Genomic DNA, 11,845 nt, shown 5'->3' on the forward strand with positions numbered 1-11,845 from the left:
TTAGTCGTCAGTCGTTAACTAACAGCTAATAGCTGAGGACTAATGACTAAACTTTTGCGGCCCTGATGCCTTCTGCCCTTTCGGGCGATCGGGCATCAGGGCCGTTTGATGTTTCTAGGTTTTGTTATAAAAATTAATACAATCTCTCATCAAATCGATCTAAGGTAAACACTTAGGTAATTTTTAGATTTTTGGCGCATCCATCAGCTACCACAAAAATAGAAGGTTGGACAAATATAGCATGAGCATCAATTTAGCGACCAAATTGCGTGAGGGAACCAAAAAGTCCCACACAATGGCAGAAAACGTCGGTTTTGTCAAGTGTTTTTTAAAAGGCGTTGTAGAAAAAACTTCTTACCGGAAGTTAGTAGGAAACCTCTACTTTGTCTACTCGGCAATGGAAGAGGAAATGGAACGCCAAAAGCAGCATCCGGTTGTTTCAAAAATTTACTTTTCTGAGTTGAATCGCAAACAAAGCTTAGAGCAAGATTTATTTTACTACTACGGTGCGAATTGGCGCGAACAAGTAGCTCCGTCAGCTGCAGCTAAAGCTTATGTGGAGCGAATTCGCGAGATTTCAGCGACTGCCCCGGAACTGTTAGTAGCTCACTCTTACACTCGCTACTTGGGCGATTTATCCGGCGGACAAATCCTGAAGGGAATTGCCCAGCGCGGGATGAATCTTTCCGAGGGAGAAGGCACTGCTTTCTATGAATTCCAGGATATTCCTGATGAAAAAGAATTCAAGGCTAACTACCGTCAGGCAATGAATGAACTGCCGATTGACGAAGCAACAGCAGAACGAATTGTTGACGAAGCTAATGCAGCTTTTGGCATGAACATGAAGATGTTCATGGAGTTAGAAGGCAATTTGATTAAAGCAGTTGGTCAGATGCTTTTCAATACTCTGACGCGGAAGCGCGGTGGCGCCAGTACCGAATTGGCTACTGCTGATTGAGTTAAAGCTCACTGGGGATAATTTGAGCCTCGTTTAAGAGGAAAAACTTAAATCCTGGGGGTTTGATGGCTGCTTTTACAGTCACCAAAGCTCCGGGATTTTGCATGATGGGCGATCGACTTTTTAACTCACAACTCAACACTATCACCTTCCCACGCCGCGATCAGGAGGCTCCTCGTCCGGGACAGGCAAAGAACTCGGTCTTACCTGCCGCTCCAAATACTTGCTCAAAGCGTAAGCGATATCCCCACGAGTCATCGGTTTCAAAGGATTAATCTTATTAGTTGCGATATCAACATTAACAAACCCTTCATAAAGTGCAGTAGCTATAGACTTTCTAGCCCAACTAGGAATTTCGCCTGCATCTGGATACTTAGCTAAAATCTCGGAAATGCTGGCATCAGGAAACTGAAAAACCCCGTAAGCTTGAGCAAAAATCGCTAAAGCTTCCGCGCGAGTCACCCTTTGATTAGGGAAAAACATTCTGTCGCGATATCCACTCATTGTTCCCGTTTTCAAAACAGTTTGAATCGCACTGTAAGCCCAGTAACTCTTCGGTACGTCCGGCAATTCTTTATCCGCTTTCTGAGCGGTTTTCCGCCGTTCCAAACCAAAAGTTTTTACTAAAATCACCGCCAAATCAGCACGACTGACAAGACCCTCAGCATTAAAATTGCCACTGGCATCTTTATTCATCAACCCTGCACTTACAACCCGGTCGATCGGGTCAATTATTTCTTGAGATTGAACCGCCATAGGCACTCCTTGCAGTAGGGCGATAGCCAAAAAAATACTCACTAACCTTTTCACGATTTTAATCCTTTCTGTAGCTAAAACAATCATGAAAACAGCAGTAATATTTTTTCCGGTTCCCTCGGTATTATTCTGTGGTTTCGGCGGTGCGCTAGATTTGGGGATTATATATTAAAATCCAACATTTGCTTCCGGCAAAGCGCCCTGCATTTTACCCAACCAATCAATCAAATTATCCAATTGCTTTTGGGCCGTCAAAACCGCCATACCTCGAATAGTAACCTTCCCCTTGCTGTAGACAAAACGAGAGCGCAAATGTTCCGGCAAATTAGCCTTGAGCAAATTCCAAGCAGGCTCTTCCATCGCCGTTTCCAAAACTATGTTCTGCTTATTCTCCGGTTTGATACGAGAAAAACCGATTTTTTTAGCAATTTGTTTGAGTTCGACCACACGGATAAGTTGCTGGGCTGGCAGAGGAATTGGCCCATAGCGATCGCACCAATCAGCCTGAATCTGCTGTAATTCTTCAGGAGTATTAGCAGAAGCCACAGACCGGTAAGCGCTCATCTTTTGATCCAAATCTGCGATGTAATCGGCAGGAATAAACGCCGTCAAAGTTAGGTCAATTTGCGCGTCCTCAACTTTCGGAATTTCCTGACCCTTAATTTCCCGAATGGCTTCCTCTAACATTTCAGCATACAAATCAAAACCGATCGCCTCCATTTGACCAGATTGTTCAGTACCCAAAACATCACCCGAACCGCGAATTTCCATATCTCGGACAGCCAACTGATAGCCAGAACCCAACTGGGCAAACTCTTGAATTGCGCGCAGCCGCTGCCTTGCAGCATCAGAAAGTTGGTTCTGCTTGGGATAAAACAGCCAAGCATGAGCTTGAATCCCCGCGCGTCCCACCCGTCCCCGCAACTGGTAAAGCTGACCCAAACCAAACTTCTGCGCGTCTTCAATTAAAATAGTATTGACTCGCGGAATATCCAAACCCGACTCAATAATCGTCGTACACACCAAAATATCGAAATCTGCCGCACTGAAAGTCAGCATGATTGATTCTAGTTCCGACGCCTCCATTTGACCGTGGGCGATCGCAATTCTGGCAGACGGAACCATCTCCTGCAACTGAGCGGCCAACTCATCAATCCCCTCAATCCGCGGCACCACGTAAAACACCTGACCGCCCCTGTCCAATTCTTGACGAATTGCCGAGCGCACCGTTTCTGCGTTATAGGGAGCCAAATGCGTCTGAATCGGGCGTCTGCTGGGAGGCGGAGTCGCAATCAAACTCATCTCGCGAATCCCCGAGAGGGACATATACAAAGTCCGGGGAATCGGCGTTGCTGTCAGAGTCAGAACATCTACCTCTGTTTTGAGAGATTTAATTGCTTCCTTTTGCTTAACTCCAAACCGCTGTTCTTCATCCACCACCAACAAGCCCAAATCCCGAAATTTAATCGCCTTGCTCAAAACAGCTTGAGTACCCACAATCACATCTAATTCCCCAGTCGCCAAACGCTTGTGAATCTCCCGGCGCTCGGTTTCAGTCCGAAAGCGATTGAGCAAACCAACTTCGATCGGATAAGGGGAAAAACGCTCCGAGAGCGTGTGATAGTGCTGTTGGGTCAAAATCGTCGTCGGCGCGAGCAAAGCCACCTGCTTGCCCGCCGTAACCGCCTTAAAAATTGCTCTCAGAGCAACTTCTGTCTTACCAAAACCGACATCGCCACAGACCAAGCGATCCATCGGTCGATCGCCCTCCATGTCGCGTTTCACATCCTGAGTTGCCTTCAACTGATCGGGGGTTGGCTGGTAAGGAAAAGAATCCTCCAATTCTTGTTGCCAAGGCATATCAGGAGGAAAAGCGTAACCTGTTTGTTTAGCTCTTTTAGCATAAAGATTCAGCAAATCCACTGCCAATTTTTTAACGGCTTTGCGAACCTTTGTTTTAGTTTTTTCCCAAGTTTGGCCTGTCAGCTTGTTGAGATCGGGTACTTTATCGCCTACAGTCCGAAACCTCGACAAAGCGCCCAATTGATCGGCTGCCACTCTCAGAGTACCGTCAGCGTATTGAAGCACCAAATATTCGCGAGTTTCGCGATCGATCGTCAAACGTTCCAACTTGATAAATTTGCCCACTCCGTGCTGGCGGTGAACCACATAATCACCAGGGCTTAATTTATTCGGGTCTACTTGCTTAGAAGCAGCACGACGGCGCTTGCGGACGTAGCTAAAAGTAGCGAGAGAATGCTGACCGTAAAATTCCCGATCGGTAATTAAAACTATCCGAAAAGTCGGCAGAATAAAACCTTCCAATTCGGCCACCCCGCTGTACTTCAAAGCAACCGGAACGTGCTGCAATTGCAACTTGTCGATCGCCAAATAATCGCGTGGATTCACCACAAACTGAGCCGGACAGTCGTGTTCCGACAGCAGAGAAACCGATCGACTCGGTTGAGCCGAAACCAGAAAAATGGTAAAACCCCGATCGCGCTCTTCCCTGAGCATTTGAGACAGCTTCGCAAATTGGTGAGGCATCACCGGCACAGGCCGAGAAGCCAAATTAATCGCAGACGGTAGCTGGTCGCCCTCGGCAGAGTTTTGAATTTTTTTAGTAGTAGAATCTTCTGCCAATTCTGAAAGTTCTAGCCGTTCGAAAGCTGCGACATCTGCCATAGATTCAGCAAACGTGCGGTGAATTTTTGGAACTTTCAAATTAGCAATTGGCAATTTTTCTGTAGCCTCACCAGCAACTGCCGATTCCCGATTGCAATTATTCCACTGTTCCTGTGCATTCTCATACCAGCGGTCGCTGTGACCTTCGCACCCTTGCGGTTCGTCAATAACAACTAAAGTAGTTTCTGTCAAATAATCCAACAAAGATGCAGGTTGCTCGAACGCTAAACCCAACAGCCTGCGGACAAATTTTTCGGCTTCATTTTCTGGGTCTACAGAGCCTAGTTGGTTAATTTCGTCAATATTTTTTTCAGATAAAACTGCTTTAATAATTGTGTTAAAATTAGTGGGAGTTAAAACTAATCGATCGACCTTATCGAGCGATCGCTGGGAAGACGGATCGAACTCCCGAATTTGCTCCAAATTATCTCCGAACCATTCCAGCCGCACTGGCAACTCCGCCGCTACGGGAAAGACATCGACAATATCGCCCCGGCGACTCCACTGGCCCTCCATTTCCACCAGAGTCACCCGATCGTACCCCATCGACACCAGTTGACGATCCAGTATCTTTGAGTCTTGAACCGCACCTCGCTTCAGCGTCAGACAGTAGGGTTCAAAAGCAGCAGGTGGGGGCAAGTGAGACTGGAGAGCTCTTTCGGTAGCTACAATCGCGATCGGCTTAGAATTAGCGTTTGTTTCTTGTTTCTCGACCAAATCCGCCAGCACCTGCATTTGTCCCCACGTCATTTCGTTCTCGTCGGAGTAAGATAGCTCGTAGGGTGAAGCCTCCGAAGTCGGGTAAAAATGTACGGTTTGCCAGCCCATCGCCTCTAAAGAGGCAACCCAGCGGCCGGCTTCTTCTAAAGTAGCCGTTACTGCCAATAAGTTTCGCCCCTCTTGCTGTGCGAGGGCGGAAGCTACCAAAGCTTTAGGCAAACGGGCGATGCCGGACAGTTGCACGTAGCGATGGCGCTTGAGCTTGTTGAGGAGTTCTGTTGCTAGGGGCGATCGCCCGAGGGTACGAATTATTGAAGAGAAAGTCATGCGCTTTTAATTTTAATCCCTGATCGGCGAAGGCTCTTTCCCTTTGCCTGTTAAGGAGATTGTACGACAAACATCCATGATTGTGCCGCTCTGCTGTTGACGCATGGGAACTTAACTAGAGATAGATTTCTGCTTTAATATGTCGATCCTGCGATCGCGATCGAGCCAGTTCCGTTAATATAGGGCCAGGCTTAGAAAAAATTTCGATTTTGCGATCGAGATTCGCAGCTTCCAGACCTCTCCTGTGACTGCACCCAAAGACGGATACAAGCCCCCGACTCAAGTTGTGAAGATCGAAGAATTTTAGACATTAGGGAAATCCCCCAGATACTGGCGGCGTCGTCAATCTAAAATCTAAAATCTAAAATCGACTAACCGGGCACAGCGCTTTGCCGTTACTACCGAAAATTTTAGAAATGTCCCCAAGTACCGATATTCTGATTGTTCTCCTACTGGTTTTCCTCAATGGCTTATTTGTAATGTCAGAGATGGCCATCATCTCTGTACGGAAGGTGAGACTGCAACAGATGGCCAACCAAGGTTCGATCAATGCCCGCGTAGCTTTGGATCTGGCTAATGCCCCCAATCAGTTCTTGCCGACAGTTCAAATCGGGATTACGATGCTGGCCATTCTGTCGGGCGCTTTCGGAGAAACGACGATTTCTAGAAGGGTAGAGCCTTTGTTGCGGCTGATCCCTGCCCTCGCGCCCTACTCTCAGACGATCGCCTCAGTAGTAGCAGTTTTAACGATCACTTATCTGACCCTAATTATCGGCGAACTTGTGCCGAAGCGGCTAGCGCTCAACAACCCGGAACCCATCGCCTCAAGCGTAGCAATTCCCATGCGAATGCTCTCAAAAATTGGCGCTCCGGCGGTTTTTCTGTTAAGTTATTCCACTGACTTAGTGATGCGGATCATGGGGATTGTGCCTTCTACAGAACCGCAAGTTACAGAGGAAGAAATTAAAGTTTTGATCGAGCAAGGAACAGAAGCCGGAACCTTTGAAGAAGCCGAACAAGATATGGTGGAAAGAGTGTTTCGTTTGGGCGATCGGCGAGTCAGCGCCTTAATGACTCCGCGTCCCGATCTTACCTGGCTCGACCTCGACGACTCAGTGGAAGAAAACCGCCAAAAAATGCTCGGCAGTGGTCATTCTCGGTTTCCCGTGTGTCAGGGAGGACTCGACAACGTTGTCGGTTTAGTACACGTTACTGATATGCTGTCTCGGACTTTAACTGGTCAACCGCTAGATTTAAGCGCTTCTTTACGACGACCGTTATTTGTACCGGAAAGCACGCGAGGTTTAAAAGTATTAGAACTTTTCAAACAATCTAGCAATCAAATTGCCTTGGTAGTAGACGAATACGGCGTCATTCAAGGATTGGTTACAGTCAACGACATTTTAGTGGAACTCGTTGGCGACTTTCCCTCGATTGAAGATGCTGACGAACCTCAAACCGTCCAGCGCGAAGACGGTTCTTGGCTGTTAGACGGAATGCTAGCAGTCGAAGATTTTTTTGAGCTATTTGGAATCGAAGAGTCAGCAGAACACAAAGGAAGTTACCACACAATGGGCGGTTTTGTGATTACAAATTTGGGCAAAATTCCCACAGCAGCAGAGCATTTTGAGTGGAACGGTTTGCGCGTGGAAGTAGTCGATATGGACGGGAATCGAGTTGATAAAATCTTGGTAATGCCGATCGACTCAACGGGTGATCGACCTAAAACCCAAGCAAAAACCTAAAATTTAAACTCAGCGGTAAGGTGCGCTAGGCGCACCCTACATCCACCATTCAGCGGATATTTCAGACCTACTTCTTTTTGCTTCTAGCCTCATCTTTCCGCAAAGATTCCAGAATAGAACGGCCCAGATAATTGCTAAAAACCACCTCTCCAGCTTGATTGTAGTGGCAGCAGCTATCTACATAAACAGCTTCTTTAGTCTTGTCAAAAACATTAACCGCATTCACTAGAGTGATATTATTTTTTTCCAAATTCGGAAACTTCTTGAAAAGAGCCGGATATCCAATTTGTACAGATTTAGCATAAGGAGTATCCTTGTTAAAAGCAATCTGCTTTTCGCCTTCACCAAACACCCTTTTCGTCTGATAATATTGATTAGGCTGAAGAACATGAAAATAAGGCACATTACTAGCAGACAGAACTTTGTGCATAAAAATTGAACTTTTAACCCAATTCTGTGCCATTTGTTCAAAAGCTAATGAATCTTGTAAAACAGACTTATTAGTATTGATGTAAATAACGCTACCACTGTCATCTTTTTTTGGTTGACTCCGTTCTTTTTCAAACTTAATGACATCGGTTTTATAGTTATTAACTAGATTTTGAACGTAAACCGAAGTCAAAGCATCGCACGCAGCAAAAAAACAGTTTTGCAAACTTGACAAACCTTGATTAATCCTAGCTTTATTTTCTTGGATTCTAATAGTTGTTTTCATCGCTTTGGTAGAAAGGCTATTATTAGCCAAGTTAGTCAGTGGCAAAATATGCTGAATGCTTGGCATCGCCAAATCGACTTGATTTTTATTGTTTAAATTAGAAAGTGCTACTTCATTAAAACCATCTATATTGACAACCAGATCCAGTTCTTGCCCTAAAGCCAAAAAATAGTTTAAAATTAATAATTGCTGCGGTTGTTTGTAGCCTCCGGTAGCAAAAGACAAAATTACAAATTCTTTATCTTTCAAACCGGGCAACTGCTTGAGGTATTGAGGTAAAATTTTATTTTGAACCTCAAATATTCCATAATTAGAAGCCACAGAACCGCCAAAAACTCCAATAATAAATTGATTTTTATTTGTTTTTTTCAAAGGGTAATCATAAGGAGAAATAAATCCATAATTATTGACTTTAAAACCAGGTCTAAAATCAGCGCTGGGTTTCTGAATGAACCCAAAAAAAGGATGAAACCTTTCAACAATAGACTGATTCAGCCGCACTCCTTCTAAATTAATTCCTAAAGCCGACTTATCTTGCGTCTTTTCTCTAGTATAGAAAAATTGCTTGTGCTTGACAAAATACCATGCCAAGGAGCCAAGTTCGAGGAAAACAAGTAAAATCGCTAAGTTAATCAAAGCTATTTTTAGAAAGCCTTGTCCTTTTCTGAGAAATTTTAAATCTTTCATAAACATCTATTTCGACTCTCTTACTACTTTAATAATGGAACTAGAAACATAGTTTGCCAATACTTCCTCTCCGACAGAATTATAGTGGCAGCAGGCATCTTTGTAAACCGTTTCTTTTGTATTGTCTAAAATATTCACTGCGCTAAAAACATTAACCCCAGCTTTTTGCAAATCATCGACTTTGGACAACAATACTGGATAACCTTTTTTCACACCTTCAATGTAAGGACTCTTCTGGTCGATCGCAATTTCGTTTTCCTTGGCGGTAAACGCTCGCTTAGTGGGATAATACTGGTTGGGCTGGAGAAAGTGAAAATACTTAATCTTTCTACTTGATAAAATTTGATTCATCCCGATCGACGATTGATACCACATCGATGCCATTTTGTCAAAAGCAGCGGCATCCTGCAAAACAAAGTCAGCTTTGGGAATGTATACTATACCGCTATTTGCGGTTTCTGGGCTGGATTGTTTGACTTGCGAATCGTACTTGACAACGGCTTGCTGGTAATTGTTGACTAATTGTTTCACCTGTAGCGAGGTGACAGCGTGACACAAAGCAAGTTGACAAGTTTGCAATTTGTCAATACCTGCTTTCAATTGTTTTTTGTTTTCGTTAATTTTCACGATCGAGATCATCGCTTCCGGTGACAAGTTGTTGTTGGCTAAACCAGTCAGAGGCTGTATGTGCTGAACGCTGGGCATTCCTATTTCTACTTGAGCTTTGTTGTTTAAATTTGACAGTGCTACTTCGTTAAAACCATCAATATTTATGACTAAATCTAACTCTTGACCCAACGCCAGAAAGTAATTTAAAATTAATAATTGTTGGGGCTGTTTGTAGCCCCCGTTGCCAAAATTTAAGACAATAATTTCCTTATTGGCAAATTCTGGATAACTCTTCAATTTGTTAGACAATCGGCGATTTACGTATTCATCGACTGCAAAGTTATTCGCAACTGAACCGCCAAAAACTCCGATAATAACTTGATTTTTATTGGTTTTAATAAACGGATATTCGTAGAGTGAAAAAAAGCCGTGTTTGTTGACTTTTAACTTTAATTTTTCATTAGTGAAAGCACCTTGTTTGAGTACATAGCCAAAAAGTGGGTGCAGTCTTTCTACGATAGATTCATCAAGTCTAATGCCGCTCCTTTCAATATCTTCTACTACTTTTTCTTTGGCTTTAGTTCTGGTATAAAAAAACTGCTTTTGGTTGATAAAATAAAAAGCTAGCGATAAAGCTTCCAGACAAATAAAGGCTATCGCCAAATTAACCGCGACTATAATTAATATGTTTTTGCCTTTTTTCAAAGCCGTTGAATCTTTCATGAAATTTGACTGGTTACGGTTGTTTTTTGGGTACTTGAGACTGCTTCAAATTTTCGCACAAATTTCGGTTAATCAGGATACTAGCCAGTCGGTGTCCGAGTTCATTCCAGTGACCCCCACAGGGTACAGAATTATCAAAACCGTGGGCGCAGACTTGATATTTTTCAGTGTAACCTTGGATCTGTTCCGATAAATTTAGTACCCGAAAACCCTCGCGCGCGCCCAAATTTTCCAGCCGCCTATCGGGATAAAACAAATCCTGAATGTTGTTTTTTTTCATAAAATTTTTTCGCCGATCGGCCTCCGGTCTAACTTGCATCGGATCGCCGATTGTCACTACCAAAAAATCAGCATTTTTCTGCACGACTTCATTCCGCATCGTCACAATCAAACCCTCTGTCACCCTCCACGCCTCTTCCCAAGCTGCATTTTGAGGTTCCTTGAGGTTCAGGGTACTTAAAGTGGTAAAATGCCCGGATAACTCCCGCTTTTTCCGATCTAAGTCTACCTTTTTAATGACTTGCAAAATGCGCGAATTGTTGACGATCAAACTGGGCATCCGGTCTACAAAGGAAACTGCTCTTTCGTTGCGGTCGATCGGTGCCAGATTGCGAAAAGACATATCCGGTACTAACTTGCCGCTAGCATCATAAGCAAAAAATGGTCGGTAGCGATCGTATTCCAATTGCGGCGAATTATTTATCACATCATTGCCAATAAAAAAAGCAAGAATTACAATATCAGGACTGTAATCCCATACTTTTTTTCGCAGCATTATCAATTCTTGAGCAGTACCGTAGCCCTGCACCCCGAAATTCATTACCTCAACATTTTTGCGTCCCTTAACAGCTTCGCAGGTGCCTAACTTTCGTTCCAATTTTGACCAGAAAGTTTGTTCGACAGGTACGTGAATTGCTTCGGTGAAAGAATCGCCCAAAACCGCAACGCGCAAAGTATTTGGAGGTTTTGCTTTTGTATGTTCACGATCGCGCAAACCCTCGCTATTCACCTGCACAAAACTCGCACCTTCCCCATTCCACTCCCCCGACGTACCAGGTTTTAGCTTCCAGCCCAAATTTGGATCGGAAGTGTGAAAACGAGTTGGCGCCGACTCTACGAAATCTCCTATTTTTGGATAGCCCTCAACTTTAGCAACTCGCAATCCCACTTCACCAATTACCACCCCCATCAATAAACCGCCGAGTGTCAAACCCAAATTGACACCCAAATTTTTCAACTTGCTCATTATTTCAAAACAGCGTGTAAATAAATGGAGCAATCACAGAACCCTGACTCAATACAATCAAAGCTCCTAAAAAGACTAAAGTCACAATTAACGGCAACAGCCAATACTTTTGGCGTTCTTTCATAAACGCCCACAAATCTTTGAGAAAATCTAAAGTTGCTTCAAACACTTAAAAAGGACGCTCCATACTAACTTTTGTTCTTGCTTTACTTGGGACGCGGTAAGTATCCATTTTAGGATTGAGTTTTCGCCGCATTGCATCTTCGCCCAAGAGGTTTTTAATAACTCCCATCGGCCAAACTATCAGGTAAAAAACTATCCCTAGGACGATCGGCGTTTCGATTTTGTTAAGAATAATTCCAAAGCGCATCCACCCGTGATAAACGGGATTCAGCGATTTCGGCGCAACCAATGCTAGCAGTACCAGCACTCCGCAGATTGCCCAAGGCCACCAAGGTAGAGAATGCCGCCGCAGTAAAGGTACTGCTAAACCGAACAGCACTCCAATCAAGCCGCCAATTAGCAGCCCGAAATCGCGCAAGCCTTTTTTGTCGAGTTTTTTAATTTCGTCGCTCATGGGGAAGAAGGAAGAGGGAAGAAGGAAGAGGGAAGAAGGAAGAGGGAAGAAGGAAAAAGGAAGAATGACAATTGCCAACTAACAACTCACAACTGCC

10 protein-coding genes are annotated in these 11,845 nt (G+C 44.2%); 2 read left to right on the plus strand and 8 right to left on the minus strand.

Features of this window, described 5'->3' with window-relative positions:
- Window positions 1-241 precede the first annotated feature (241 nt).
- Window positions 242-958, plus strand: a complete 717-nt coding sequence (locus QUA10_RS07280; RefSeq protein ID WP_333082007.1) for a heme oxygenase (biliverdin-producing) — start codon at window positions 242-244, stop codon at window positions 956-958.
- A 1-nt stretch (window position 959) separates the two neighbouring features.
- On the opposite strand, the gene QUA10_RS07285 is transcribed toward QUA10_RS07280, so the two are convergent.
- From QUA10_RS07285 to mfd, 3 genes are all read right to left on the minus strand, one after another.
- Window positions 960-1,097: a hypothetical protein gene (locus QUA10_RS07285; RefSeq protein WP_333086211.1), complete on the minus strand. Its 138-nt coding sequence runs from the start codon at window positions 1,095-1,097 to the stop codon at window positions 960-962.
- Window positions 1,098-1,102: 5 nt separating this feature from the next.
- Window positions 1,103-1,768, minus strand: a complete 666-nt coding sequence (locus QUA10_RS07290; protein WP_333086212.1) for an S-layer homology domain-containing protein — start codon at window positions 1,766-1,768, stop codon at window positions 1,103-1,105.
- Between the two features lie 114 nt (window positions 1,769-1,882).
- Window positions 1,883-5,446: a transcription-repair coupling factor gene (mfd, locus tag QUA10_RS07295; protein WP_333082009.1), complete on the minus strand. Its 3,564-nt coding sequence runs from the start codon at window positions 5,444-5,446 to the stop codon at window positions 1,883-1,885.
- 416 nt (window positions 5,447-5,862) lie between these two features.
- On the opposite strand from mfd, the gene QUA10_RS07300 reads away from it, so the two are divergent.
- Window positions 5,863-7,191, plus strand: coding sequence for a hemolysin family protein (locus QUA10_RS07300; RefSeq protein ID WP_333082010.1), 1,329 nt, complete (start codon window positions 5,863-5,865; stop codon window positions 7,189-7,191).
- Between the two features lie 67 nt (window positions 7,192-7,258).
- On the opposite strand, the gene QUA10_RS07305 is transcribed toward QUA10_RS07300, so the two are convergent.
- The 5 genes from QUA10_RS07305 to QUA10_RS07325 are packed head-to-tail and all read right to left on the minus strand — an operon-like array spanning window position 7,259 to window position 11,748.
- Entirely contained in the window at window positions 7,259-8,593 is a 1,335-nt protein-coding gene (locus tag QUA10_RS07305; protein WP_333082011.1) for a hypothetical protein, read from the minus strand.
- Between the two features lie 6 nt (window positions 8,594-8,599).
- Window positions 8,600-9,925, minus strand: coding sequence for a hypothetical protein (locus QUA10_RS07310; RefSeq protein ID WP_333082012.1), 1,326 nt, complete (start codon window positions 9,923-9,925; stop codon window positions 8,600-8,602).
- Between the two features lie 13 nt (window positions 9,926-9,938).
- A complete protein-coding gene (locus tag QUA10_RS07315; RefSeq protein WP_333082013.1) occupies window positions 9,939-11,171 on the minus strand; it encodes an SGNH/GDSL hydrolase family protein in 1,233 nt (410 codons plus the stop codon).
- A 4-nt stretch (window positions 11,172-11,175) separates the two neighbouring features.
- The gene (locus tag QUA10_RS07320; RefSeq protein ID WP_190657062.1) at window positions 11,176-11,340 is read right to left on the minus strand and encodes a DUF5989 family protein; all 165 of its coding nucleotides are present in this window, start codon (window positions 11,338-11,340) and stop codon (window positions 11,176-11,178) included.
- Window positions 11,341-11,748, minus strand: a complete 408-nt coding sequence (locus tag QUA10_RS07325) for an SxtJ family membrane protein (protein ID WP_333082014.1) — start codon at window positions 11,746-11,748, stop codon at window positions 11,341-11,343.
- Between the last annotated feature and the right edge of the window lie 97 nt (window positions 11,749-11,845).

This window comes from Microcoleus sp. Pol8_D6, from assembly GCF_036700965.1.
Taxonomy (GTDB): Bacteria; Cyanobacteriota; Cyanobacteriia; order Cyanobacteriales; family Microcoleaceae; genus Microcoleus.

What these genes read in the sequence shown, in the direction of transcription:
- QUA10_RS07280 (WP_333082007.1), top strand. Translation starts at nt 242, where the DNA reads ATGAGCATCAATTTAGCGACCAAATTGCGTGAGGGAACCAAAAAGTCC.
- mfd (WP_333082009.1), bottom strand. Translation starts at nt 5,446, where the DNA reads ATGACTTTCTCTTCAATAATTCGTACCCTCGGGCGATCGCCCCTAGCA.
- QUA10_RS07300 (WP_333082010.1), top strand. Translation starts at nt 5,863, where the DNA reads ATGTCCCCAAGTACCGATATTCTGATTGTTCTCCTACTGGTTTTCCTC.
- QUA10_RS07305 (WP_333082011.1), bottom strand. Translation starts at nt 8,593, where the DNA reads ATGAAAGATTTAAAATTTCTCAGAAAAGGACAAGGCTTTCTAAAAATA.
- QUA10_RS07310 (WP_333082012.1), bottom strand. Translation starts at nt 9,925, where the DNA reads ATGAAAGATTCAACGGCTTTGAAAAAAGGCAAAAACATATTAATTATA.
- QUA10_RS07315 (WP_333082013.1), bottom strand. Translation starts at nt 11,171, where the DNA reads ATGAGCAAGTTGAAAAATTTGGGTGTCAATTTGGGTTTGACACTCGGC.
- QUA10_RS07325 (WP_333082014.1), bottom strand. Translation starts at nt 11,748, where the DNA reads ATGAGCGACGAAATTAAAAAACTCGACAAAAAAGGCTTGCGCGATTTC.